Origin of the sequence: Synechococcus sp. LA31, assembly GCF_018502385.1 — a bacterium.
Taxonomy (GTDB): domain Bacteria; phylum Cyanobacteriota; class Cyanobacteriia; order PCC-6307; family Cyanobiaceae; genus Vulcanococcus.
Window position 1 is genome coordinate 496,379 of record NZ_CP075523.1, and the last position, 23,628, is coordinate 520,006.

The 23,628-nt window shown below is 62.0% G+C and carries 23 protein-coding genes; 6 read left to right on the forward strand and 17 right to left on the reverse strand.

Going from position 1 to position 23,628, the window contains the following annotated elements:
• Positions 1–136: 136 nt before the first annotated feature.
• From KJJ24_RS02695 to otsB, 4 genes are read left to right on the forward strand one after another with little or no spacing between them, the layout of a single operon-like run.
• The gene (locus KJJ24_RS02695) at positions 137–1,654 is read left to right on the forward strand and encodes a trehalose-6-phosphate synthase (protein ID WP_214340737.1); all 1,518 of its coding nucleotides are present in this window, start codon (positions 137–139) and stop codon (positions 1,652–1,654) included.
• A 50-nt stretch (positions 1,655–1,704) separates the two neighbouring features.
• A complete protein-coding gene (locus KJJ24_RS02700; RefSeq protein WP_214340739.1) occupies positions 1,705–1,854 on the forward strand; it encodes a hypothetical protein in 150 nt (49 codons plus the stop codon).
• Between the two features lie 7 nt (positions 1,855–1,861).
• Positions 1,862–3,514, forward strand: coding sequence for a maltose alpha-D-glucosyltransferase (gene treS / locus KJJ24_RS02705; RefSeq protein ID WP_214340741.1), 1,653 nt, complete (start codon positions 1,862–1,864; stop codon positions 3,512–3,514).
• Positions 3,511–4,335, forward strand: coding sequence for a trehalose-phosphatase (gene otsB, locus KJJ24_RS02710; RefSeq protein WP_214340744.1), 825 nt, complete (start codon positions 3,511–3,513; stop codon positions 4,333–4,335). Before treS ends, otsB begins: the two co-directional genes overlap by 4 nt.
• Before the next feature lie 40 nt (positions 4,336–4,375).
• Here the strand turns inward: otsB and KJJ24_RS02715 are convergent, their stop codons facing one another.
• The 3 genes from KJJ24_RS02715 to KJJ24_RS02725 form a co-directional block, all read right to left on the reverse strand.
• The gene (locus KJJ24_RS02715) at positions 4,376–4,594 is read right to left on the reverse strand and encodes a hypothetical protein (protein ID WP_214340746.1); all 219 of its coding nucleotides are present in this window, start codon (positions 4,592–4,594) and stop codon (positions 4,376–4,378) included.
• A gap of 131 nt (positions 4,595–4,725) precedes the next feature.
• On the reverse strand, positions 4,726–5,115 hold the full coding sequence (locus tag KJJ24_RS02720; protein WP_214340748.1) for a hypothetical protein: 390 nt from the start codon (positions 5,113–5,115) through the stop codon (positions 4,726–4,728).
• A 313-nt stretch (positions 5,116–5,428) separates the two neighbouring features.
• Positions 5,429–5,809: a hypothetical protein gene (locus KJJ24_RS02725; RefSeq protein ID WP_214340750.1), complete on the reverse strand. Its 381-nt coding sequence runs from the start codon at positions 5,807–5,809 to the stop codon at positions 5,429–5,431.
• Between the two features lie 172 nt (positions 5,810–5,981).
• Between KJJ24_RS02725 and KJJ24_RS02730 the strand changes: the two genes are divergently transcribed.
• Together KJJ24_RS02730 and KJJ24_RS02735 are read left to right on the forward strand one after the other, a co-directional pair.
• On the forward strand, positions 5,982–6,389 hold the full coding sequence (locus tag KJJ24_RS02730; protein ID WP_250544875.1) for a hypothetical protein: 408 nt from the start codon (positions 5,982–5,984) through the stop codon (positions 6,387–6,389).
• A gap of 89 nt (positions 6,390–6,478) precedes the next feature.
• The gene (locus tag KJJ24_RS02735; protein WP_250544876.1) at positions 6,479–7,129 is read left to right on the forward strand and encodes a ZIP family metal transporter; all 651 of its coding nucleotides are present in this window, start codon (positions 6,479–6,481) and stop codon (positions 7,127–7,129) included.
• Between the two features lie 67 nt (positions 7,130–7,196).
• Here KJJ24_RS02735 and KJJ24_RS02740 read toward each other — a convergent pair whose 3' ends face one another.
• From KJJ24_RS02740 to KJJ24_RS02805, 14 genes are all read right to left on the reverse strand, one after another.
• A complete protein-coding gene (locus KJJ24_RS02740) occupies positions 7,197–7,886 on the reverse strand; it encodes a hypothetical protein (protein ID WP_214340756.1) in 690 nt (229 codons plus the stop codon).
• Between the two features lie 96 nt (positions 7,887–7,982).
• Positions 7,983–9,203, reverse strand: a complete 1,221-nt coding sequence (locus KJJ24_RS02745) for an HlyD family secretion protein (RefSeq protein ID WP_214340758.1) — start codon at positions 9,201–9,203, stop codon at positions 7,983–7,985.
• A 2-nt stretch (positions 9,204–9,205) separates the two neighbouring features.
• The gene (locus tag KJJ24_RS02750) at positions 9,206–11,431 is read right to left on the reverse strand and encodes a peptidase domain-containing ABC transporter (protein WP_214340760.1); all 2,226 of its coding nucleotides are present in this window, start codon (positions 11,429–11,431) and stop codon (positions 9,206–9,208) included.
• Positions 11,432–11,814: 383 nt separating this feature from the next.
• Positions 11,815–12,111: a hypothetical protein gene (locus KJJ24_RS02755; protein ID WP_214340762.1), complete on the reverse strand. Its 297-nt coding sequence runs from the start codon at positions 12,109–12,111 to the stop codon at positions 11,815–11,817.
• Positions 12,112–12,164: 53 nt separating this feature from the next.
• Entirely contained in the window at positions 12,165–12,968 is an 804-nt protein-coding gene (locus tag KJJ24_RS02760) for a hypothetical protein (RefSeq protein WP_214340764.1), read from the reverse strand.
• Positions 12,969–13,039: 71 nt separating this feature from the next.
• Positions 13,040–14,059: a hydrogenase expression/formation protein HypE gene (gene hypE, locus KJJ24_RS02765; RefSeq protein ID WP_214340766.1), complete on the reverse strand. Its 1,020-nt coding sequence runs from the start codon at positions 14,057–14,059 to the stop codon at positions 13,040–13,042.
• Between the two features lie 3 nt (positions 14,060–14,062).
• Entirely contained in the window at positions 14,063–15,124 is a 1,062-nt protein-coding gene (gene hypD / locus KJJ24_RS02770) for a hydrogenase formation protein HypD (RefSeq protein ID WP_214340768.1), read from the reverse strand.
• Positions 15,121–16,119: a dihydroorotate dehydrogenase-like protein gene (locus KJJ24_RS02775; protein ID WP_214340770.1), complete on the reverse strand. Its 999-nt coding sequence runs from the start codon at positions 16,117–16,119 to the stop codon at positions 15,121–15,123. Before KJJ24_RS02775 ends, hypD begins: the two co-directional genes overlap by 4 nt.
• Positions 16,116–19,658, reverse strand: coding sequence for a pyruvate:ferredoxin (flavodoxin) oxidoreductase (nifJ, locus tag KJJ24_RS02780; RefSeq protein ID WP_214340772.1), 3,543 nt, complete (start codon positions 19,656–19,658; stop codon positions 16,116–16,118). Before nifJ ends, KJJ24_RS02775 begins: the two co-directional genes overlap by 4 nt.
• Positions 19,655–19,846: a HypC/HybG/HupF family hydrogenase formation chaperone gene (locus KJJ24_RS02785; RefSeq protein WP_214340774.1), complete on the reverse strand. Its 192-nt coding sequence runs from the start codon at positions 19,844–19,846 to the stop codon at positions 19,655–19,657. The genes nifJ and KJJ24_RS02785 overlap by 4 nt, the downstream gene beginning before the upstream one ends.
• Entirely contained in the window at positions 19,824–22,178 is a 2,355-nt protein-coding gene (hypF, locus tag KJJ24_RS02790) for a carbamoyltransferase HypF (protein WP_214340776.1), read from the reverse strand. The genes KJJ24_RS02785 and hypF overlap by 23 nt, the downstream gene beginning before the upstream one ends.
• Positions 22,162–22,842, reverse strand: coding sequence for a hydrogenase nickel incorporation protein HypB (gene hypB, locus KJJ24_RS02795; RefSeq protein WP_214340778.1), 681 nt, complete (start codon positions 22,840–22,842; stop codon positions 22,162–22,164). The genes hypF and hypB overlap by 17 nt, the downstream gene beginning before the upstream one ends.
• Positions 22,843–23,184 carry a hydrogenase maturation nickel metallochaperone HypA gene (locus tag KJJ24_RS02800; RefSeq protein WP_214340781.1) on the reverse strand — a complete coding sequence of 114 codons (342 nt, stop codon included), beginning with the start codon at positions 23,182–23,184 and terminating at the stop codon, positions 22,843–22,845. It lies immediately after the preceding gene.
• On the reverse strand, positions 23,177–23,626 hold the full coding sequence (locus KJJ24_RS02805; protein ID WP_214340789.1) for a hydrogenase maturation protease: 450 nt from the start codon (positions 23,624–23,626) through the stop codon (positions 23,177–23,179). The genes KJJ24_RS02800 and KJJ24_RS02805 overlap by 8 nt, the downstream gene beginning before the upstream one ends.
• Positions 23,627–23,628: the final 2 nt, after the last annotated feature.

Sequence of the window (23,628 nt, forward strand, 5' to 3'; positions counted from 1 at the left end):
TCTACAGCCACTATCAGGCTTGCTTGGCTGGGCTGTCTCTCAGGGGTTGCAGGTGTGCACCGTTTGTGATGTCGCCACCGCTGGTTGCTTCCAGGCTGCGCAGGCTTGAGATCGATCCAGGTGTGGTGTTTAACGGATGGCCCCCTTCTGGAGCCGAGAGCGTCTGCAGGGGCTCATCCGAGAGGGGTTGGGGGGACTGCCGTTGATCGTGGTCTCCAACCGGGAGCCCTGGATGCATCAACGCGATGGCCACGGCCTGATTCAGGCGGAGCGCCCCGCCAGTGGTCTCGTAACAGCCCTCGAACCCTTTGCCGAAGCCAGTGGCGGCACCTGGATCGCCCATGGCAGTGGTGATGCCGATCGCTGCAGCGTGGATGCCCGCGATGCTGTGGCAGTGCCGCCGGGCAGGCCCTGCTATCGCCTGCGGCGGGTGTGGCTGAGTGATGCTGAGCAGGAGGGCTACTACACCCATCTCGCCAACCGTGCACTCTGGCCCCTATGCCATGTGGCCTTTGTGCCACCTCGCTATGAGGCGGCCCACTGGCACACCTACCGCCAGGTGAATGCCCGCTTCGCAGAGGCGGTTCTGCAGGAGGCGGCCGGCGAGGCGGCCCTGGTGTTTCTGCAGGATTACCACTTGGCGCTGGTGCCACGGCTGCTGCGCCAGGCCAATCCCCATCTGCTGCTGGTTCAGTTCTGGCATGTGCCCTGGCCCAACCGCGAGCTGCTGCGCACCTTCCCGCAGGCCGATGCCCTGATCGAGGGGCTTTTGGGCAACGATCTGATCGGCTTTCAGATCCCAGCCCACGCCAGCAATTTTCTCGATGCCGCCGATCGCCTCGTGGAGGCTCGGGTGGATCCCGATGGCGATCTGGTGCATCAAAACGGCCATCGCACCCAGGTGGGTGCCTATCCCATCAGCATCGACTACCAGCAATGGAATGAGTCGGCCGCATCATCAGCTGTGGCTGAGGCTATGCAGTACTGGCAGCAGCAGATCGGTGTGCATGATCCAGCTCTGCTCGGTGTGGGCATGGAGCGGCTTGATTACACCAAGGGTTTGCCACAGCGGCTGCTGGCGGTGGAGCGGCTGCTGGAGGATCACCCCGAATGGCATGGCCGTTTTTGTTTCGTGCAGTTGCTGGCCATCTCCCGCACGCAGATCACTGAATACCGCCAGCTACGCAGCGAGCTCGAGCAGATCACCGCCCGCGTGAATGCGCGCTGGGCCTCGGGGGGTTGGCAGCCGCTCCAGCTGCGCATCGAGCAACGGGATGTGCAGGAGCGACTGGCGTTGCAGCGGCTCGCTCGTTTCTGTGTGGTGAGCTCCCTGCACGACGGCATGAACCTGGTGGCCAAGGAATTCGTGGCCTCCCGCTGCGATGGTGATGGGGTGCTGATCCTGAGCCGCTTTGCTGGCTGTGCCCTCGAGCTTGGAGGTGCCCTGCAGGTGCATCCCTACTGCGTGGAGCAGATCGCTGTAGCCATGGCGCAGGCCCTGGGCCTTGAGCCTGCCGATCGGCGCCTGCGTATGGCGCAGATGCGCCGCCAGGTGTCCGACTACAACGTGTATCGCTGGGGCGCCTCGATCTTGGCCGACAGCCTGCGGCTGCGGGATCAGATGCAGCTGCAACCTGCTGCGCTGCTGGGGTGAAATCGCTGCAACGCAGTCGGTGATCGAGGGTTTCGGTTCAGGCTGATGATATGCATGCACATCTTTCTCCACTCCTGCTGGCTCAGTTCGCCAATCGCGCCTCTCTGGCTGCGGCACTGGCGGTGGGATTGCTGGTGGTGATAGCGATGGTGATCGGTGATGTGCTCGATCGCGAGCAGCGCCGCCACCACCAGGAGTGAGCATTGAATGAGCGACTTTGCTTTCAGCAACGGCGCTAGCCATTGGCACCTCGATGCTGTGTTCTATCAGGTGTATGTGCGCGGATTCAAAGACAGCAGCCGTGACGGTAATGGTGATCTGCGTGGCCTGATTGAAAAGCTTGACTATATCCAGAGCCTTGGCGTGAGCTGCCTTTGGTTGATGCCCATCGTGCGTTCCCCCCTGCGTGACGACGGCTATGACGTTTCCGACTTTCTCGATATCGATCCCAGTATCGGCAGCCTAGCTGATTTTCAGCAGCTCACCGATGCGGCTCATCAGCGAGATCTACGTGTGATCACTGATCTGGTAATCAGTCACACCTCTGATCAGCACAGCTGGTTTCAGCAAGCGAGACAAGGGCCAGAATCGCCCTACTTCCATTACTACGTGTGGAGTGATCGGGATGATCGTTATTCCGAAGCTCGAGTGATCTTTGCCGATACCGAACACTCCAATTGGGCTTGGGATCCCAAGGCTAGGCGCTACTACTGGCATCGCTTCTTCAGTCATCAGCCCGATCTCAATTACGACCATCCACCGGTGCAGGAGGCGATGCTCGATGTGATGCGCTTCTGGCTCGATCTCGGGATTGATGGATTTCGTGTGGATGCGGTGCCCTATCTGTTTGAGCGCGAGGGCACCAACTGCGAAAACCTGCCGGAAACCCATGCCTTCTGCAGACGTATGCGCCAGCTGATCGATGCTGAATTTCCAGGGCGCATTCTGTTGGCGGAGGCGAATCAATGGCCCGATGATCTGGTGCCCTACTTCGGTGATGGCGATGAATTTCACATGGCCTTCAATTTTCCCTTGATGCCCCGCTTATTTTTGGCGCTGCGTCGTGAGGAAAGCCGTCCCTTGATCGATGGCATTGAGCACCTACCGGCGATTCCAGAGGGTTGCCAGTGGGCCACATTTTTACGCAACCATGATGAGCTCACCCTGGAGATGGTCACCGATGCCGATCGCGATTATCTCTACAGCGAGTATGCGCGTGATCCGCGCATGAAGCTCAATTTCGGCATTCGCCGCCGTCTGGCTCCGTTGCTCGATCATGACCAGCGCCGTATCCAATTGCTCTACAGCCTGCTATTCAGCCTGCCGGGTGCACCAGTGATCTACTACGGCGATGAGATCGGCATGGGCGACAACATCTATCTCGGTGACCGCAATGGCGTTCGCACGCCGATGCAGTGGAGCGATGAACGCAATGCTGGCTTTTCCACCGCCGATCCCTCGATGCTCTACCAGCCGGTGATCGCCGATCCGCTGGTGCATTATCAGGCCGTGAATGTGGAAGCTCAGCTGCGCTCACCAGCTTCCCTGCTGCATTGGTTGCGCCATCAGCTACGGCTTCGCCGTAGCCAACCCCTGCTGAGCCGGGGAGATATTCGCTTCCTCACGGTGAGTAACCGCAGCGTGGTGGCCTTCAGCCGCAGCCATCGCGATGCCACAGGTTTGTTTGTGCACAACCTTTCAGCCTCGGTGCAGCCGGTGCATCTGGATCTGGCTGCCTATGCCGGCCTGCGCCCGGCCCAGTTTGGAGGCAATCACGGTTTTCCCCTGATCACCCCTGAGCCTTATTTCCTTAACCTCGCGCCCTACGAGTCGTTGTGGTTTCTGCTGGAGCCAGTGTGAGCGATCTCGCAGCGTTGCAGGAGGCGATCGCCCAGGCCAAGGCCGTGCTGCTCTACCTCGACTACGACGGCACCTTGGCGCCCTTGCGCCGCGATCCAAGCCACTGCCCCCTGCCGATAGGTGTTGGCAATGTCCTGCAGCGCTTGCGTGAGCGCCATGAGCCGCCGGCGCTGGATCTGGCGGTGATCAGTGGACGCAGCCTGGCGGATTTGCGCCGGCAGCTTGGCCCTGGCCTCGATCGCCTGGCCTTAGCCGGTAACCATGGCCTGGAGATCGGTTGCGGTGACAGCAGCTGGTGTGATCCGCGTGCCGTTGCACTGGTGCCCCAGCTCGATGCTGTGGCGCAGCGCCTGCAGGCTGAGCTGGAGGCTTGGCCGGGGGCCTGGCTTGAGCACAAGGGCCTCAGCCTTAGCCTTCATAGCCGCTGTCTCTCCGGCCAGCAACGGCAACAGCTCGAGCAGCAGCTTCAGCCGCTGCTGGCGGAGATTCATCAGGCCGGTGTGTTTGTGCTGCGCCGTGGGCGGATGGTGCTGGAGGTGCGCCCGGCGATCCTTCACACCAAGGCTGATGCTGTGGAGTGGCTTGAGGCGGCGGCACGGCGCCGCGGCCTCTGGTCTGCGGACGATCTCCACGGCCCATTGCGCTTTTATTTCGGCGACGACGAAACCGATGAAGACGTGTTTCGTCTCTGGCCTGGTGTGATCGGTGTGCGCGTTGGCCCCGGGGCTTCTCACACGGCCGCCAGCCATCGCCTCAGCGGGCCCGCTGGCATGGCCCGCTGGCTCAAGGGGCTGGAGCGGCGGTTGTCGATCAGCGGTTAGCGCTGCTTCACCAGAACGGTGATCATCGGTAGCCGCGCGCTCACCACATCGGGCACCCCCAGCCCCCGGTGCCGGGGCCGTGGTGCCAACCGCCGCCAGTGGTGCGTTGGCAGCTGTCGAGCTCGCTGAGGTTGGTGGCAGCATTGAGGCAGCGCAGGCGTTGTTGCAGCCGCGCCTGCATCTGTTGCGTCACCTGGCGCATCAGCAGGCGGCGCTCCTGCAGCTCAGCGGTGTCAGCGGCGGCTGGAATCGTGCTCATCAGCATCACCGCAACCGCACGCGTTGCAACAGCGACTATTCCAGGCTTCATGGCGCCTAACTGAGGAGAGAGACCTCTTGCCTATCGGCACTGTGCCGCCGTGTTGTCTCCCTCAGCAGTTGTGCTCAGCATCAGCGCACGGCCATGAGCTGCTGCATCAGCAGCGCTGCATTCCGGCGGGAGTGGCCCACGCTGGTGGCCCCCAGCAGGCCGTGTTCGCTCAGGGCGCCCAGTCGCATCGGGATGCAGCCCCTGCGGCTGGCACTGCTGAAGTACACACCACGCTGCACGAGGGCATCAATCAGCTGTTCTGGCAGTAGGCCGCGCCATGGGGGCTGATGCAGCTCATTGCTGGCTTCGTAGAACACCGCCCTGCCATCGCTGTTGAGCAATTGACCGCTGCTGCAATCAAAGCCTGCGCCTGTGGCGGTGGCGGCTAGCTGGAAGGGATGGGTGGTGCCCCCCTTGCGCAGGTTGATCTCGATCGCCCACAGCTGCCAGCCCTGTTGCCTGCGCCGCATCCAGGCTCTGGCGGCGCTTGCCTGGCGATTGCAATCGCCAGCTGTTGAACGACAGCTTCAGGAGGGCATTGCCCCTGCCGCCTGCCATGTGGTTGAGCTTCACCACCACCTGTCAAATGTCTTGATGGCTTAGAACCAATGCTTCGGTGGCATCGCCAAGCTCTTGCAGCGATTGGCACAGCTGCGTGGTGCGAGGATGCGGCAGGCCTAGGGCCTCAAACACCTGCGCCGATCCCGCCTTGCTGCCTAGTGGTGCCAGCTCAGCCGGGCTGCCCTCCAGCTGCAGCTGGAGGCGTTGGGCGAGGCTCGTCTCCTACCCCGAGACGCTGTAGCAGGCGAGCACCGATCCCGGCCGGAGCTGCGTTGCCAGTTGATCGAGTAGGCGGGGGCGCTGCAGCAGCTTGGCTGTGAGGCTGCGGGCGGAGTGGTCGTTGAGGCTGATGCAGTTCAGGCGGCAGCGCCACCAATGGGGCGGTGCTGCTGGCATCAACTGCAGCACTGCATCCAGGCAGGCGTTGCTGATGGGGGTGGGTGTGATCAACACCAGGCGATTGCCTGGCTGCATCAGATGGCGCAGCTCGATGAGATGTCGCTCTGCCCAGCTATCCAACCCATGAATGCAGCTCAGGGTGCGTGGATCGGCGCTGTAGGAGGGAACGAGCAGCAGATCGGTGCCGGCTGCGTGCTGCTCCATGGCGATCGCTGAGAGGCGTTGAACTCCGCTATTGAGTCTTCTTCGTTTTGGCAGTTTGCTGGCTGCAGATTGCTGGCAGCTCTGCCGCTGATGCGTTGGCCTTGCAAGCCGCTCAGGTGTGGTTCTTTGTTGAAACTGGAGGGTGTGCAACAACCCTGTGAATTCTGCTGCGTTGCGTGTCGCTGGCCTGTGGGGAGCTTGGTTGCTGTTGATGCTCTTTCATGTGGAATTGGGCTTGATGCCCCTCTTCCATGGGGCCTCAGTGGAGATCAAAAGCAAGGTGCCTACAGCGCAGTTGCCGCGGATCTTTATGGCGATGCTGGTGTATTTTTTAATTCCCGTGATTGCCATGCTCCTGGCGATTCATGCCGTGTCTGAACCGACGGGTTGGAGTAACACCAGGCCTTGGCGGCAAGCTCAGTTTCTCTTAACTGTGATCTACAGCATCACGAATGTTGCTCACACGGTTGCTGATATTCGCATCCCCGATTCGCGCCGCGATCAGGTGGTGTTGATGCTGGTGCTGACCTTGGTGGGTTTGTTGCTCAATCTGGACACCTGGCTGTGGTGGCAGGCATGAGCAGCGGTGCCACGATTGTGATCGGCAGCCTGGTGATGTCGCTGGTGGCGTTGGTGGGGGGCGTCACGTTGGTGTTGCCGCCTTGGCGCTTGCAGCAGTTGCTGGCTCCCCTCGTGTCATTGGCAGCTGGCTCGTTGTTAGGTGGAGCTCTGTTTCACATGATGCCGGAGGGATTCATCGTGTTGAAGCCCCTGCAAGCGGGCGAATGGATTGCCGCAGGTTTTACGGCTTTTCTTGCCCTTGAACAGTTTCTTCACTGGCATCACTCCCATCGCACTGGGCGTAAGGGACAGAGCAGGCACGAGCCGATGGGATTGCTGATTCTTCTCGGTGATGGCCTGCACAACTTTATTGGTGGACTGGGAATTACCAGCACCTATCTCATCAATCCACCAGCAGGAGTTGCGGCTTGGCTAGCCGCTATCGCCCATGAAATTCCTCAGGAGATGGGCGATTTTGGTGTGTTGATACGCAGCGGTTGGCGGCCCCGCAAAGCACTGGCCTGGAATCTGGTCTCAGCTTTCACCTTTCCTTTGGGCGCTGTTCTGGCCTGGTGGGTGCGGGATTCTGTCTCACTAGCCCCTTTGGTGTTGTTTGCAGCTGGAAATTTCTTTTACATTGCGGCTTCTGATCTGGTGCCTGAAATCAAGCATCATGCCGAGCCAGGTTTTGCGCTCAGAAGCTTTGCTTGCTTTGTCTCTGGCTTGCTGTTCATGTGGTTGATGGCAACGATCGCCTAACAAAAAGCTTCTGAAAGCAGGCGCCGAGCTGCTCCCAGAAGCTTTCATTGGGTGATGGCTGATGGTCTCAGATGATTGTGATGTCGCTGCTGCTGATTAGGGGTGAAGACTCAAGAATGGCGAACAAGCCTCCCTTTTTGCCGAATCCTTTGCTGTCGTCGTTAGCATTGAAGTAAAGCTTGCCTGATGATTCATTGTAAATGATGTCTGTATCCGTGCGCGCTGCTCGCTTGCTGCTGCGCTTGTTGGATGCAGTTGTGAAATCTAGCTCGCCAATTCCCTTGAATGCTTTCCGTGAAAGCTCCATGCCATCACCAGCTTCGCTGCTGAAGTTGGTGATGCGATCCACGCGTGCTTTTTTGCGACCACCACGGAAATACCTGCGCGAGTCAAAGCGATAGATTCGTCCAATCCTGGAGCTGCTCACACTGCAGTTGAAGTCATCGCTGCTTGCTCCCATCAGCTCAGCGCTCGGCTGGCCGAGCTGATTGGTCAGGCTCTCTTGGCTTTGAGTTGAGCTGTAGTTGTACATGGTGAATGTGTTCACCGATTGGTCGATGTTGGAGTTCACGTACACCTGGTTGTCATTGGAGGTGTTCGGTGAACTGTCTTGCTCTGGTGCCAAGCCAGTGATGGGATCAAGGGGTTCTTCTACTACAGGATCCAAGGTTTCAGTGGCAGCAGGCTCGATTACAGCTGGATCAACAACTGCTGGATCAAGAACTGCTGGATCAAGAACCTGGGTGTCGTTAGCCATCCTAAAAGGTGTAGGGATGATTCACCAGTAGCCTATTGATGATAGTGTTGATTGATCGGCGTAGAGATGCTCCATCTCCGCTGCATCTGTGTGTGTTCAGGCGCCTGTTGATAGGCGCAGCTTGGTGAGAATGAAGCCAAGAATGGTGGTTTGTCGTGTCACAATGTCGGCCTGCACATCCATGCCATGGCGCAACATGCACTGGCGGTTTCCGCTCCTGAGGGGTTTACTGTTTGGTTGTAGGGAAATCTGAAAGCCAGGTTGGACGTTGCCCTGGCCCGTAGCAGTAGCGATTGTGTCGGCGGAGATACTCAGCACCTTCGCTTTGAGCACACCGAATTCGGGATACGGACATCCAGCGATCCGCAGGTATGCAGGCTGACTGGCTTTGATATTCCCCACATCTGTGCTTGGTACCGTGAGCTTCACCTGCAGATGTCCTTGATTGGGGGCAATCTGCGCTAACACCTCTCCACCGCGGATCACCTGTTGGGCGTGCCTGAGGTTGTTCACAATCACGGTGCCAGCTTTTGGTGCCTTGATCACGCTGTTGAGCAAGGCACGTTTTACCTCCTCCAGCCGAGCACGGGTTTGATCCACCTGCTTGAAGAGTTCCCTGCTGTCGCGCGAAGCCTGGTTAGATCCCTGGCCCAGCCGCGCTAGTTCTGCTGTGCCCCGTGCCTGCTGTTCGCGCAGTGCCTGCCGGGCTTTGGCTAGATCGTTGCGGGCCAAGATGGCCTGGGCCTGCTTTTCTTCAACCACTGTCATCGCCACGGCACCGCTTGAGAGCAGGCCTCTGTAGCGCTGCAGCTCTACCTCCCGGTAGCGCAGGGTGGAGGCTGCACTGTCGAGGTCCCGCCGGGCTGAATTGAGTTGTGCCTGGTTCAGCAGTCGCGTAGCTGCGGTTTGCTGCTCAACATCCAGAGTCTGGGCTTGGCTATCACGCTGCTGGGCCAGTGATTGGTTCAGCTCAGCTTCCAACTTGCGCCGTTCATTCTCCAAGCTGCGCCGATCCAGCTCCGCCAGTGGCTGCCCCTGTTTCACCTGTTGGTTCTCCTTCACCAACACCCTGGCGAGCACCCCATCCAGTTGGCTTTGCACGATTGTGTTCTCGCCCGCTGGCCGGATCACACCACCGGCCCGCACGGTTTCCTGCCATGGCCACAGTGCAAGCGCCATCACGCTGGCGGCACCCACAGCCAATGCTCTCTGGCCAAGGGTTTTGCTCCAGCCACCTAATTCCGGGAGGAAATCGTCAGCCTGCAGGGGAGTGAGTAAAGCCGGGATCTGCTCGCTGCGGCGTTGGAGGTTGCTCATCGTCAGGCTGCCTTGAGATAGGGGGAAACCATGGCGCTGTCGCGCAGAACAGTTGGGTTGTCCTGCTGTTTCACCTGTCCGCGTTCGATGTACACAATCCAATCGGCACGCAGGATCACCGATGGGCGATGGCTCACCAAAATCGTGGTGCGTCCCTTGCGGTGATTGAGTAGGCGATTCATCAACCTCTGCTCCAGGACTGGATCGAGGGCTGAGGTCGACTCATCCATAATCAACACCGGTGGATCGTTGATCAGGGCGCGAGCAATCGCCAGGCGTTGTTTTTGACCGCCAGAGAGGTTGGCGCCGAATTCACCCAGTACCGTGCCGTAGCCATCGGGTAAGTCATGGATGAAGTCGTCGGCCATCGCCAGCTGGCACGCCTCTACCACCTGAGCGAAATCCACGCCCGGATGGGTGAAGGCGAAGTTGTCGAAGATGCTGCGATTGAAGAAGTGAGATTCCTGTGGCACCAGCACCACCTGCCGGCGCAGGCTGTCGAGATTGAGATCCCGTGAGCTGAAGCTGCCGTAGTGGATGCTGCCGTGCTCCAGGGGGTAAATGCCGGCGATCAGTTTGGTGATGCTGCTTTTGCCGCAGCCCGATTCGCCGATCAGCGCAGTGGTTAGCCCGCCAGGAATTTCCAGGGTGAAGCGATCGAGCAGGGCCCTGCGGCCGGGATAGTGCCAGCTGATGTCGTTACAGCGAATCGGTGCCTGCGAGCTGATGCCGGCATGATGTTTCTCGGCTTCATTGGCATTCTCTGGATCGCGCTCGAGCACTTCAGAGAGCCGCCGCAGCACCACACCGGAGGTGATCAGCTCCTGAGAGAGGCCACTGAGACCCGCCAGAAAACCGAGCACATTGGCCCCCATGCCATTGAAGGCCAGCAGTTGGCCGATGCTCAGTTGGCTATTGATCACAAAGCTGCTGCCGTACCACAGCAAGGCAATCGAGGTGAGCCCACCCAGCAGGCTGGTGGCGGTGCTCTCGTTCAGTCGCAATTTTGTGGTGTCCCAGCTCAGCCGTGCCAGCCGCCCGAAATTGCGTTGGTATTCCTGCCAGGCCTGGGGTGTGGCCTCAGTGGTTTTGAGCACGGTGGCAGCGCGGAACACCTCCACCAGATAGCCCTGGTTTTCAGACGAACCCACCAGCAGTTTCTTGATCTTCGATTGCACTGCCGGCAGGAAGCTCAGATTGCAGATCACAACCGCGGCGTAGCAGGCCACGGCTGCCAGAGTGAGCGGTGCGCTGTAGGTGAGCATCCAGATCAGTGAAATCGCAGCGATGCACAGTTGGCTGGGTAACCCGGTCACCACACCGGTGAGCAGGCCGTTGATGTGTTCGATATCACCGATGCGGCTCACCACCTCTCCACTGCGGTGGCTTTCGAAATAATTGATCGGTAGATGGAACAGGCGCTGGCCGTAGTGCATGATCATCTGCAGCTGCAGTTTCTGGCCGAAGTGCCCCACCATGTGGCCTTGCACCCAGCCCAGGCCATTGCGCAGTGCTGTGAGCAGCATGATGCCAATGGCCAAGCTGGTGAGCATGTGGTAATCCCCCCGCACCAGCACGTCGTCGGTGAGGATTTGCATCAGCACAGGCATGCTCAGGGCAAGCGTGCCGATCACAATGTTGAGCATCAGCACCTGCAGTAGCAGGCCCTTGAACGGTTTCACGAATTCCGCGAGCACCCACAGGCCTTTATTGGGCTCTCTCTCTTCCCTGTTGTTGAATCGAGCTGGATCAGGCTCTAATAACAGCACAACTCCGTTTTGCCAGTGCTGAAGAAAGCGATCCCGTGAGATTTCTCGAATTCCAACAGCCGGATCAGCGATCACCAGCTTTTCCGCCTTGCGGCCGTGTAATACAACCCAATGGTTGCCATTCCAATGGCAGACCATCGGGAGGGGCAGGTCGTCCAGGTTGTCGATCAGTGATTCATCGGCCCGAGCTGCTCTTGCTTGTAGACCCAACTGCTCAGCGCCACGTTTCAGGCCAAGCAGTGTGGTGCCGTTGGCCATTGTGCCCACGCACTCACGCATCTGCCCCAGGCCGATCTTGCGGCCATGGTGCTCACAGATTGTGGCAACGCAGGCAGCACCACAATCTTCTTCATTGAACTGGCGTACGCAGGCATATTCCTTGCCCTGACCAGTAATGACTGCATGGACCTGGTGTTTGAAGGTTCGCCACGATGGAGCTTTGATGTGTGGGATTAGCATGGGCTCGGCATCGCCGAACAGTAAGGGCTTAGAAAGGCTCTGGAGCAGCCAGAGCCATTGATGTCATCACCTTGAGGGTTCCTGAATGAACCTCAACGCCTACGACGAGAACCAATCAATGTGGTCAGACTGTTCCAGAGGAATGCCCCATTGCCTTGGCCTACATTGGCGCTGCCTCCCAGAACTCCGACTGCGGTCCCGGCATTGATCTGAGGGACAGCATTGACCAAGATGCTTGGGCTGATCTGGATGTTGGGTAAGGTGATGCCGAATCCCCCGCAAAGGCTTTCGGCTTCTAAGTCGCAGAGTGTATGCATGTTGAGAGTGGATAAATGCAGACTAAAAAAGGGCCGCGAATGGCGGCCCAGTTTGTTGTTGATGCCTCAGAAGGCCAGGCTGAAGCCAAAGTTGTTCAGCGCCAGGAAGTTCTTCTGGATGTTGGTGGCTTCGGCTTCCACCTCGCTCTTGCCGCCGCCGCCGTTGCCCTTGCGGCCCCAGCCACTGTGGCCAGTGCCAGCACCAGCGAGGGCTCCAGATGCCCATGCAGAGCCCACATTCGACTGGCTGATCAGGTTGTTGATCTCCATTGAAGATGTGGTGCTGGTCAGGCTGGGGGCACGGCCCCACCCACCGGCGAGCTGTTCGGTTTGAACGTCGGAGAGCAGTTCAATCTTGGTCATGTGTTTGTTGTTGGGTTGATGATGGGCAGCGCCCAACCTTGTTGTAGCCCTCGTCAACCCTGAGGATGCTTGTTCATCATTTCTGCATCACTCTGGAGTTTTGTCGATTCACAATCTCTTTCCTTTGGTTCCTGGGCTGGATTTTGGATGAAGTGGCGCTGCGGTTTGTTGCCGAAATGCGCTCTTGCATGCGCTAGCAACTCCTTTTCGCTACAGGCGGTGTCGTCAACACTGATCGTTTCAATTCGTTCGAGGGTGGCTGGATGGTGGCTTTCGATCTCCTTCAGGAGGATGTCTCGAAGATCGCTTTGGCCGTGGCCGTGCCCCAGAAGCAGAACCTGGTCTGCTTGCACAATCGCTTGCCTCAGTTGATAGAGATACGCGTAGTCGAGCGGTGCCCTTTGTCCGGCCACGTCGCGGTCGTGGCGGTGGCTAAGACGTTGATGACTTGCCCATAGGCCATGGGGTTTCATGGTGGTGGCTTCGATCGCGTCGCCCTCAAGCCACCACAGACGCGCTCCGCGGTGATCAAGGTGGATCACGAGGCGTTTGGTTTGATCGTGATGGGCGTGGGGCTTTGGCGGTTCAGGATGCTCGGGTGTGATACCCGCGCGTTCAAGAAAACGCCTGAGGCGCAGGATGCCCTCTTCATCAAGGAATTGATGTTGCAAGCCGGGCGCTGCATGCAACATCAGCGTTTCGCCGCTGGTTAGACGGAGTTTGAGGCGGTGTTCAGACCCATGCTCCACCTGCGCATTCAAATGCAGCATAAGCGCTTCTACATCACGCATGCGCAAGTTGTGCTGGAGTGGATGGCTGAAGAGTGCCTCTAGTGTGTGGGCGTGCTGGTGTTTCATCAGCGCTGTGCATAGAGTTCAATCAAACGCTACGGAGCTCCGCTCGCTTTGATGTTGGTTGGCATCGCGCTTCAACAGATGCGCGGTAATCGTTCACCCCGACCGATATCGAGCGGTCGAAGGATCCCCAAACTGTTGCGTAGAACTACTGGATGGAGATTCCTCGCGTCCGTCCCAGCCTTCAACGTGCCTATCTTCGAAGCAGCTGCGTGTTGGCGCTGCAGCACTGTGAGAGTTCTATCCACCTCTGATGCTGGGCAGATCACCAGCATCCGCCCTTCATTGGCCATCGATAGCGGATCTAGGCCTAGTAGATTGCATGCACTGCGCACTTCCAACTGCACTGGAATTGCCTCTTCCTCAAGTTCGATCGTGCAGCCTGCTGCTCGGGCGATTTCATCTGCAGCACTGGTCAGGCCGCCCCGGGTGAGATCACGCAAGCAATGCAGCTCAACTCCCTCATTGATCAACTCTTGCACCGTGGTGTGTAGCGGCGCCAGATCGCTCTCCATGGTGGAGCGAAATCCCAGTTCTTCTCGAGCGATCAGGATCGCTACGCCATGGCGGCCTAGATCACCGCTCACCAGCAGTGCGTCGCCCTCTCTTACCGCTGTGGGGTGGATCCAGAGCCCTCGCTCCACCGCTCCGATGCCACTGGTGTTGATAAACAGACCATCGCCTTTACCGCGCTCCACCACCTTGGTGTCGCCGGTGATCACCTTCACGTTGCAGCGATCAGCCGCCGCTCGAATGGCTTGCACCACTCGCTCCAAGGTGGCCATTTCGAGCCCCTCCTCCAGGATCAGGCCAAGGCTGAGGGCCACAGGTATAGCTCCGGCCATCGCCAGATCATTCACGCTGCCGTACACCGCCAGCTCACCGATGTTCCCCCCTGGGAAGAACAGGGGCCGCACCACATAAGAGTCGGTGGTGAAGGCCAGCGTTTGCCCTGGGCTTGGCAGCAGCGCCGCGTCATGGAGCACCCCGTTGGCGGGTCCGAAGGCCGGCACCAGCAGCTCCTGGATCAGCTGTTGGCTCAGGCGGCCACCTCCGCCATGGGCCAGCTGGATGGTGGTGTCTGATGAACCCATGGCTCAGCGCTGGTAGCGGTGATACGCCGCGCAGGCTCCCTCGCTTGACACCATCGGCGCTCCCAACGGTGAATCAGGAGTGCACAACGTGCCGTAGTTGGGGCACTGGTTTGGCCGCATCAAGCCCTGCAGCACGAGGCCGCTTGGGCAATCCGTCTCGGTTGTGACGTTGTGACAGGCGTTGTTCCTCTCGAGGGCGCCTTGCTCCAGGCGATCAAACGGTGGTCGCAGCCGGTATCCGCCTCCTTTGATCGCTCCAAGTCCCCGCCAGGTGGTGTCGATCGGCTCAAACACCCGTGCCAGCAGCGTTTGTGCTTCCCGGTTTCCCTCTGCCGCTACTGCCTTGGTGTAAGCGTTCTCCAGCCGCTTTTCTCCCCGCTCCAATTGCTGCACACACTGCAAAATTGCTTCGAGCAACTCCACTGCGCTGAAGCCGGTGATCACCACCGGCCGTTGATGGTGTCGCACCAGGGATTGCAGCTCTCCTGCGCCCATCACCGTGCACACATGTCCTGCAGCGAGCACCCCCTGCACAGCGCAGGCCGGATCGCCAAGCAGCTGATCGAGCACCGGCGCCACCCGCACATGGGCAACCAGCAGCTGCAGATTATTGAGCCCCTCCGCTAAGGCCCGTTGAGCCAGCAGGGCCGTAGCCGGGGCGGTTGTTTCAAAGCCCACGGCGAAGAACACCACTTGCCGCTCGGGATGCCGCCGCGCCAGATCGAGCACATCGAGCGGCGCGTACACCACGCGCACATCGGTGCCGCTGGCCCGCAGGCTGAGCAGATCGCGCCCATTGCTGCCGGGCACCCGCAACATGTCTCCGTAGGAGCAGAGAGTCACCCCCGGCTGCTCGGCCAGGGTCAGCGCTCGATCGATCCGCTCGGTGGCGGTCACGCACACCGGACAGCCCGGCCCATGGATCAGGCTGATGGCTTCCGGCAGCAGTTGGTCGATGCCATGGCGCAGCAGGGCGTGGGTCTGGCCACCGCACACTTCCATCAAGGTCCAGGGCCGGCTCGTGATGCCGTGGATCTGATCAAGCAGGCCCTGTGCCGCACTCATGAATAGCTGCTGAGCACCCTTCGATATTGGGCACGCTCGAAGGCTTCTGGGTTGGGGCTGCGCTGTTGGCTAAGGCTGCCGCGGATGCTGGTGAGGTTGTCGATCTGCTGCTCTTCCATCCACTGGATCAGCTCCACGTGCATCCGCTGCAGTTGGCCAGGGCCCTGGCGGAGCAGGGCGCTCACCACCTGACAGGTCTGGGCGCCCACCATCAGCATGCGCAGCACATCACGGCCGCTATGGATGCCGGTGCTGGCCGCCAGTTCGAGCTCTACCCGCCCATGCAGCAGCCCGATCCAGCGCAGTGGTAGGCGTTGCTCTTCCGCATGGCTCAGTTCCATGTGTCCATCCGTTTCGAGCGTGTCGATGTTCACCTCCGGCTGCAGGAATCGGTTGAACAGCACGGCGCCACGGGCGCCCGCCTGGGCCAAGGCGCGGGTCATGGCAGCCAAGGCTGTGTAAAAGGGGCTGAGCTTGACAGCCACTGGCAGGTGAACGGCACCGCAGACCTGCCGCACGATCTCTAGCTGTTCGGCCTCCAGCTCGGCGCCGCTGCGGCTGGTGCTGGTGGGCACGCTGTAGAGATTCAGTTCGATCGCCGAGGCCCCGGCCTGCTCCAGGGCGATCGCGGCATCGCGCCAATGGCCGGGGTGGTTGCCATTGAGGCTGGCGATCACCGGGATCGATAGGGCTGCTTGGGTGCGTTCAATCTCCTTGAGGTAACCCTCAAGGCCCAGGTGCTCGGGCTCGCTCGCCGGCAGGTAGCTGGTTGCCTCGGGATGGCTCTCGCTGCTGCTCTCTTGGTGGTGGATCCACTCCTTCCAGTCGCGTTCGATCTGCTCAAGAAACAGTGAATGCAGCACCACGGCTCCTGCCCCCTCCTGCTGCAGCTGCAGCAGTCGCTGCAGATCTCCGCTCAGGGGTGCGGCAGCACCCACCACAATTGGGGAGGGCAGCTCCAACCCCAGATAGCGGGTGGCGAGGGAGATGGTCATGGTGCGGAAGACCCTGGTTGGGCCAGGTGCTGGTACAGCTCCCAGCGCTGCTGCACGTCTTGTTGGGCCTGGCGCGTGAGGAGTTGGGCCTGCTCTGGGTTGCTGTAGCGCAGCATGCGAAAGCGGTTTTCCGTGGCCATCGCGTCCGCCAGCGGCAGGCTCGGGCTGCGGGAATCGAGGCTGAGGGCTGGTAGTCCCTCGTCTGTGCGGCGCGGGTCGTGGCGGTAGAGCAGCCAGCGTCCTGAATCCACCGCCTGCTTCTGCTGCGCCATGCCCTTCGCCATGTCGATGCCGTGGGCGATGCAATGCGAATAGGCCAGGATGAGTGAAGGCCCTGGGTACGACTCCGCCTCGAGGAAGGCCCGTAGGGTGTGTTCATCGCGCGCGCCCATGGCCACGCTGGCCACATAGACGTGGCCGTAGGTCATCGCCATCAGACCCAAATCCTTCTTGCTGGTTGGTTTGCCGCCACTGGCGAATTTCGCCACAGCGCCCTTGGGCGTGGCCTTCGACATCTGCCCGCCGGTGTTGGAATACACCTCGGTGTCGAGCACCAGCACGTTCACATCGTGGTGGCTGGCGAAAAGGTGATCGAGGCCGCCAAAGCCGATGTCGTAGGCCCAGCCGTCGCCGCCCACGATCCAGACGCTGCGCTTCACCAGGTCGTCTGCAAGATCGAGCAGTTCTGGAAGCTGCGTGCGCTGTTTCAGTTCGGCCACTCGTTGGTGTTGCTCATGAATGCCGGCTTCATCGGTTTGATCGGCGTTGAGCAGACCATTCACCAGCGCCTCCGGTAGACCTGCCTTGTGGAGACGCAGCAGCTGCTCAGCGCGGCGGCGGCGCTGATCGAAGGCCACCCGGAAGCCAAGGCCGAATTCGGCGTTGTCTTCAAACAGCGAATTGCTCCAGGCCGGTCCGCGCCCATCGGCATTGGTGGCCCAGGGAGTGGTGGGTAGGTTGCCGCCGTAGATCGACGAACACCCGGTGGCGTTGGCCACCACCATGCGGTCGCCGAACAGCTGGCTGGCGAGTTTGAGGTAGGGCGTTTCGCCGCAGCCGGCGCAGGCTCCGGAAAACTCAAACAGGGGCTGCTGCAGTTGCTGTTGGTTGATGTGGTGCAGGTTGAGTGCGCTGCGATCAGCCTCCGGCAGCTGCAGGAAATAGGCCCAGTGCTCGCGGCTCTGCTGGCGCAGGGGTCGCTGTGGCGCCATGTTGAGCGCCTTGCGCCGCGGCTCGCTGCGATCGCGCGCCGGGCACACGTCGATGCAGAGGTTGCATCCGGTGCAGTCTTCTGCTGACACCTGAATCGTGAAGCTCTGGTCTTTCCAGTGCTGGTCACGGGCCGGTGCGCTGCGGAAGCCGGCCGGTGCGGTTGACAGGATCGGGGGATCGCAGACCTTGGCGCGGATCACCGCGTGTGGACACACCATCACGCATTTGCCGCACTGCACACAGAGATCCGGCTCCCATGCGGGCACCTGCTCGGCGATGTTGCGTTTCTCCAGCCGGCTGGTGGCTGTGGTGAAGCTGCCGTCGCAGGGCAGAGCACTCACAGGCAGTTGATCGCCACGACGCTGCAGCTGTGGCAGGAGCAGATTCTGGAGCTCAATCGTGGCCTCGGCCAGGGCTGCAGGGATGGGGAGCTCCACCAGCGGCGTGGGTGCCCCGGCCGGCACCATCAGCTCCTGCAGGCTGCCGCGGGCGGCCTCGATTGCCGCCAGGTTGGCTGTCACCACCTGTTCGCCCTTGCCGCCATAGCTCCTCCGGATCGCCGATCGCATGGCCGTGAGCGCCTGTTCAAGAGGCATCAGCTCGGCCACGGCGAAGAAGGCCACCTGCATCACGGTGTTGATGCGCCCGCCCAGGCCGTGCGCGCGAGCGATGGCTGCGGCATTCACCACAAACACCCGCAGCTGCTTGCGCTGAATGAGCTGTTGCACCCGCTGCGGCAGGTGCTGCCAGCAGTGCTCCGCAGGCCAAGGGCTGTTGAGCAGCAGCTTGCCTCCCACTGCCGCGAGATCGAGCAGATCAAATCTCTCGAGAAAATCCCAGTGGTGGCACGCCAGTAGCTGGGCTTGCTCGATCAGGTGGCTGGCCTGAATCGGCCTGGGGCTGAAGCGCAGGTGCGACACCGTGACTGAGCCTGCCTTTTTGGAGTCGTAGACGAAGTAGCCCTGACCGTTCAGCCCAGTGGCCTCCCCAACGATCTTCAGGGTGTTCTTGTTGGCTCCCACCGTGCCATCGGAGCCCAGGCCGATGAACACGGCCCGCAGGGTGTCGGCCGCCTCGATGGCAAACGCCGGATCCTCCGGAAGGGAGAGGTGGGTGACGTCGTCGACGATCCCCACCGTGAAGTGCCGACGCGGATGGTTGGCGGAGAGGTTGTCGAACACCGCTTTCACCATGGCCGGTGTGAACTCCTTGGAGGCGATGCCATACCGGCCGCCCACCACCAGGGGCTGTTGCGGCTGGGGCCAGTGCTCATTCAGGGCTGCCAACACATCGAGGTAAAGCGGCTCGCCTTGGCTGCCGGGGTCTTTGCAGCGATCGAGCACAGCGATGCGAAGCGTGCTGGCTGGCAGCGCCGCCACCAGAGCCTCACCGGCCAGGGGGCGGAGCAGGCGCACCTGCAGCACACCCACACGATCACCCGCAGCAATCAAGGCATCGGCCGTGGAGCAGGCCGTTGTGCAGCCGCTGCCCATCAGCACAATCACGCGCTCGGCCTGGGGATGACCGTGGTAATCGAACAGGTGGTAACGCCGGCCGGTGAGCTGGGCGAACTGATCCATGGCCGCCTGCACGTGCTGTGGCATGGCGTTCTGGAAGGGGTTCACCGCTTCATGGGCCTGGAAGCACACATCCGGGTTCTGGCTGCTGCCCCGCAGTACCGGATGGTCGGGGGAGAGGCCGCGGACCCGGTGGGCCGCTACGCCTGCAAGCGGCACCAGCTCGCGCAGCACTGCATCACTGATCAGCTCCACCCGCTGGATCTCGTGGGAGGTGCGGAAGCCATCAAAGCTGTGGAGCAGCGGCACCCGCCCAGCCAGGCTGGCGGCGGTGGCGATCGCGGCGAAATCGCCGCATTCCTGCACCGAGGATGAGCAGAGCAACCCCCAGCCGGTGCCACGGGTGGCCATCAAATCGCTGTGGTCGCCAAAGATTGACAGCGCTGAAGTGGCCACAGCGCGCGAGGCCACATGGATCACCGCCGCCGTGAGCTCGCCGGCGATTTTGTAGAGGTTGGGCAGCATCAGCAGCAGCCCCTGCGACGCGGTGAACGTGGTGGTGAGTGCGCCGGCCTGCAGGGCGCCATGCACCATGCCGGCCGCGCCGCCTTCGCTCTGCATTTCCACCACCTGCGGCACCTGGCCCCAGAGGTTGGGGCGCCCTTGGCTGGCCCAGGCGTCAGCCCATTCGCCCATCGGTGAGGCCGGTGTGATCGGGTAGATCGCCATCACCTCGTTGAGGCGATAGGCCACCCGCGCGGCCGCTTCATTGCCATCCAGCCAGGCACTGGTGCCGTTGGAGCGCGTCATGGCTCTGGCTCCAGCACCGTGAGCGCTACGCCCACATGCACCAGCAGCTGATCGCCCACGCGGGCGTCGGGCACGCAGGCCAGGCTCACCTGGCGCAGCACCCCGCCGAAGCTCACATCGCCCATGCGCCAGAGCGGATCGGCATGCTCACTGATGCTGATCAGGTCACCGGCAACGGCCAGACACATTGCAGTCGGCCTGGGGGGCTACCTGCTTTATAGGCATGGTTTCGCTGGCCAGCAGCTGGCCGATGGGCAGGGCGGCGTCATTGCAGGGAAGCCGCTGCGGCCATAGGGCCTGACACCCCCGCTCGTCCAGGGCTGCCGTGGTCAGTTCCAGCAGTAGGGCGTTCTGGAAGCAGCCTCCCGCGAGCAGCAGTTGCTGGCGGCCCTGCAGCTGGGCCAGATCACCGATGCCGTGCGCCAGCGCCTGGTGGAAGGCCAGGGCGATGGCCTGGGGGGAGATGTTGTGGCGCTGGGCCTCCAGCAGCTGCTCCAGCAGCGGTTGCCAGTTCCATTGCCATGGCTCCCCGGGCTGCATTTGCTGCAGCGGCAGGTCGAGCTGGCACGAAGCCCCTGGGTGTTGCTCAAGGGCGTGTCGCCCCAGCCCCTCCAGGGCCATCGCCGCCTGGGCTTCATAGCTGCACTGCTGGACGATGCCCAGGAGCGCTGCTACTGCATCGAACAGGCGGCCGACGCTGGAGCAGCGCGGGCTGTTGATCCCCTGCAGCGTGCTGCGTTCCAGCACGACGCGCTCCTCGGCCGTGAAGGCTTCGGCTAGTGGCGTGGGCTGCTCCCGCCAATGGCTCCCGAAGGCCTCCAGGAGTAGCCCAAGAGCAGCACGCCTCGGTTCACGCTGGGCGCGCTCGCCCCCCGGCAGGGGCCAGGAGCGCAGATGGGCAATCCGCTTGTAGCCATCGCTGTTGATCGCTAATGCTTCACCACCCCAAAGGGTGCCGTCGTCTCCTTGACCGGAGCCATCCCAGGCCACACCCAGCGCAGGGCCGCTGATTCGGTGCTCGGCCATCACCGCCAGAAGATGGGCGTGATGGTGCTGAACGCCCTGGAGTGGCAGCTGGTGGCGGCTGGCCAGATCGCCGGCCCATTGGCTCGCGCTGTAGCCAGGGTGCCGATCGCAGGCCAGGTGGCTCACTGCCAGGCCATGGCGTTGCAACCATTGCAGGCAAGTGTTTTGGTGATGCTGCGCGCCGGCCAAGCTGCTCAGATCCCCCAGATCGGGGCTGAGCAGGTGGTGGCTGTGGGTGCCCAGCGCAAAGCTGCCTTTCACCTGGGCGCCAAGGGCCAGACCGCCGGCGTGATCGGAGCCGCCCGGGACAGCCAGAGGGGCCAGGCCGCGCCCCATCCGCAGGATCAATGCCCCCCCTGCAGCCCAACGCAACACGCTGTCGTCGATGCGGTTCACCACCCGCAGGCTGTGGCTGAGCACGTGATCAGCGAGCGCGTGCAGCACGGGCGCGTCGGCTAGGCCATCAGCGCTAATCGGTTCGCCGGAGCGGTTGGCGCTGGTGGCCACCACCACCCCACCGCAGCGCTCCAGCACTCGGTGATGCAGCCCGCTGCAGGCCCGCATCACCCCAAGCCAGGGGCTGCTGCCGGCAACCGCCTCCGCCACGGCGCGATCCGCAAGGGTGTTGCGGCGCAGGAGCAGGATCGGTGCCGCCGCTCCCTGCCACAGAGCGCGTTCCTGGGGGCTGATGCGGCAGTGCTGCTCCACCCAGGCCGCGCTGGCTAGGAGTGCCAGGGGCTTCTCGGGCCTGCCTTTGCGCCGCCGCAGTTCTTGCACTGCTCGCTTGTTGGCCGGATCCACCAGCAGCTGGAAGCCACCGATGCCCTGCAGAGCCACGATGGCTCCATCCTCAAGGGCGCGAGCGGTGGCCTCAAGGGCAGCTGCTGAGCTGATGGGGGCTCCGTTCCAGGCCAGCTGCGGGCCGCAGGCCGGGCAGCTGATGGTTTGTGCGTGGAAGCGGCGATCGGCTGGGTCGCTGAATTCGCGCTGGCAGGCGGGGCAGGGCTGCAGCGTCCGGAAGCTGGTGTGTTCGCGCTCAAAGGGCAGCTGCTCCAGCACGCTGTAGCGCGGGCCGCAGTGGCAGCAGCTGATGAAGGGGTAGCCATGGCGGCGGTTGGCAGGGTCTTGAAGCTCCGCCAGGCATCGCGGGCAGATGGCCAGATCTGGCCCCATCAGCGCCGCGGCATCGCCAGTGCTGCTCGGCGGCAGGATCCGCATTCCGGCCGGCATCGCGCGGTTCGAGCTCCAATGGATCTGGTGGGCGTCGATGCGCGCTAGCGGTGGTGGTTGGTGAAGCAGGCTGGTGAGGAAGGCCCGAAGATTTGGCCTCAAGCCCTCAAGCTCCAGCTGCACGCCGGCCGAGCTGTTGCACACCGTGCCGCGCAGACCATGCGCTGCCGCCAGGCGCACCACATGGGGGCGGAAGCCCACCCCCTGCACCAGCCCTTGCAGCTGCAGGCTCAGGTGTTGTTGGGTATCAGCTGCTTTGCCCATCGAGCCACTGGATCAGGGCATCCAGGCCGCTGCCGCTGCGGGCTGAAAGCTCAAACAGCTCAGCCTGTGGCGCGATGGCGCGCAGATTGGCGAAGGCGGCGCGGCGATCAAAGCCCACGGCCTCGGCCAGGTCGCTCTTGTTGATCACCACGGCATCAGCGCTCTTGAACAGGGCTGGGTATTTGAGTGGTTTGTCTTCCCCTTCCGTGACCGCCAGCACCGCCAGGCGCCGCTCCTCCCCGAGATCGAAGGCGGTGGGGCAAACCAAATTGCCCACGTTTTCGATCATCAGCAGATCCATGCCACGGCAATCGAGCTGCGCAAAGGCCTGATCCACCAGCGCCGCATCGAGGTGGCATAGATCGCCGGTGCGGATCTGCACCGCTCGCGCGCCGGCAGCCTGGAGGCGGCGGGCATCGTTATCGGTGGCTAGATCCCCCACGATCACCCCGATCGGTGGTCGCGGCCAGCGACGGGCCAACTGCTCCAGCAGGGCAGTTTTGCCAGAGCCCGGGGCAGAGAGCAGGTTCACGCTGCGCAGCCCATGGGAGCGGAAGTGGGCGCGGTTGTGGGCGGCCTGGTGGTCGTTACGGCTCAGCAACCCCTGATGAAGCTCCAGCCGTTGAGGGGCGGGGGGCTGCTCACAGCCGCATTGCCCGCACATCTAGGACACCTCCAGGGCCACCAGCTCCAGCTCGCGGCCCTCCAACACTTGGCGGCTCAGAGCACCGCAGGTTGGGCAGGCGTGAATCACGTCGGTTGGCCGGAAGGGCTGTTCACAGTGTGAGCAGAAACAGCGCGTTGGCACCACCTCCAGCTGCAGTTCCACCTCCTGCCAGGGAGCCGTGGCCGCCACTACGGCGAAGGCCTGACGCAGGGCTTGTGGATCCACACCGCCCAGTTCTCCCACCCGCAGCTCGAGCCGATGGATGCGGCTGGCCCCCTGCTCGGCAGCGGCTCTGCTCGCGAGGGTGCAGAGCTCTTGCAGCAGGGCTAACTCATGCATGGGCCGCTACCCATTCCAGGAGCAGGGGGAGAGCCGCGGCGGAGGCAGCAGCGGCAGCGCTGGAGAGCTCATCTCCCAGCTCCCAGCGCTGCCCAGGGATCAGGAGTTGCCAGGCTGGTGGGCAGGATCCATACAACGCCTGGCAAAGGGCCAGCAAGCGGCTTGGCGTGAGTGCGTGGCTGCTGGGATCACCGCTCGGGCTGGCTTGCAAAGAGATCAGTTGTGGATGGCATAACGGGGTTTCCGGCTTCCAGGCATCCACGAACAGCACCACCCTGGCCTGGCTGATGGGGTCGGTGAGCTCGGGGGTCAGTTGGGCGCACAACATCACCTGCAGGGCTGGCATCTGTGTTGCCAGGCTTTCGGCCAGCTGGATGCCGGTGCCGTCATCGCTGCGCAGGCGGTTGCCGATGCCAATCACGAGGGCTTGGGCGCATTCCATCG

Coding starts and splice junctions, on each gene's coding strand:
- KJJ24_RS02695 (WP_214340737.1), top strand. CDS start 137: ATGGCCCCCTTCTGGAGCCGAGAGCGTCTGCAGGGGCTCATCCGAGAG.
- KJJ24_RS02700 (WP_214340739.1), top strand. CDS start 1,705: ATGCATGCACATCTTTCTCCACTCCTGCTGGCTCAGTTCGCCAATCGC.
- treS (WP_214340741.1), top strand. CDS start 1,862: ATGAGCGACTTTGCTTTCAGCAACGGCGCTAGCCATTGGCACCTCGAT.
- KJJ24_RS02715 (WP_214340746.1), bottom strand. CDS start 4,594: ATGAGCACGATTCCAGCCGCCGCTGACACCGCTGAGCTGCAGGAGCGC.
- KJJ24_RS02720 (WP_214340748.1), bottom strand. CDS start 5,115: ATGCGGCGCAGGCAACAGGGCTGGCAGCTGTGGGCGATCGAGATCAAC.
- KJJ24_RS02725 (WP_214340750.1), bottom strand. CDS start 5,809: ATGGAGCAGCACGCAGCCGGCACCGATCTGCTGCTCGTTCCCTCCTAC.
- KJJ24_RS02740 (WP_214340756.1), bottom strand. CDS start 7,886: ATGGCTAACGACACCCAGGTTCTTGATCCAGCAGTTCTTGATCCAGCA.
- KJJ24_RS02745 (WP_214340758.1), bottom strand. CDS start 9,203: ATGAGCAACCTCCAACGCCGCAGCGAGCAGATCCCGGCTTTACTCACT.
- KJJ24_RS02750 (WP_214340760.1), bottom strand. CDS start 11,431: ATGCTAATCCCACACATCAAAGCTCCATCGTGGCGAACCTTCAAACAC.
- KJJ24_RS02755 (WP_214340762.1), bottom strand. CDS start 12,111: ATGACCAAGATTGAACTGCTCTCCGACGTTCAAACCGAACAGCTCGCC.
- KJJ24_RS02760 (WP_214340764.1), bottom strand. CDS start 12,968: ATGAAACACCAGCACGCCCACACACTAGAGGCACTCTTCAGCCATCCA.
- hypE (WP_214340766.1), bottom strand. CDS start 14,059: ATGGGTTCATCAGACACCACCATCCAGCTGGCCCATGGCGGAGGTGGC.
- hypD (WP_214340768.1), bottom strand. CDS start 15,124: ATGAGTGCGGCACAGGGCCTGCTTGATCAGATCCACGGCATCACGAGC.
- KJJ24_RS02775 (WP_214340770.1), bottom strand. CDS start 16,119: ATGACCATCTCCCTCGCCACCCGCTATCTGGGGTTGGAGCTGCCCTCC.
- nifJ (WP_214340772.1), bottom strand. CDS start 19,658: ATGACGCGCTCCAACGGCACCAGTGCCTGGCTGGATGGCAATGAAGCG.
- KJJ24_RS02785 (WP_214340774.1), bottom strand. CDS start 19,846: ATGTGTCTGGCCGTTGCCGGTGACCTGATCAGCATCAGTGAGCATGCC.
- hypF (WP_214340776.1), bottom strand. CDS start 22,178: ATGGGCAAAGCAGCTGATACCCAACAACACCTGAGCCTGCAGCTGCAA.
- hypB (WP_214340778.1), bottom strand. CDS start 22,842: ATGTGCGGGCAATGCGGCTGTGAGCAGCCCCCCGCCCCTCAACGGCTG.
- KJJ24_RS02800 (WP_214340781.1), bottom strand. CDS start 23,184: ATGCATGAGTTAGCCCTGCTGCAAGAGCTCTGCACCCTCGCGAGCAGA.
- KJJ24_RS02805 (WP_214340789.1), bottom strand. CDS start 23,626: ATGGAATGCGCCCAAGCCCTCGTGATTGGCATCGGCAACCGCCTGCGC.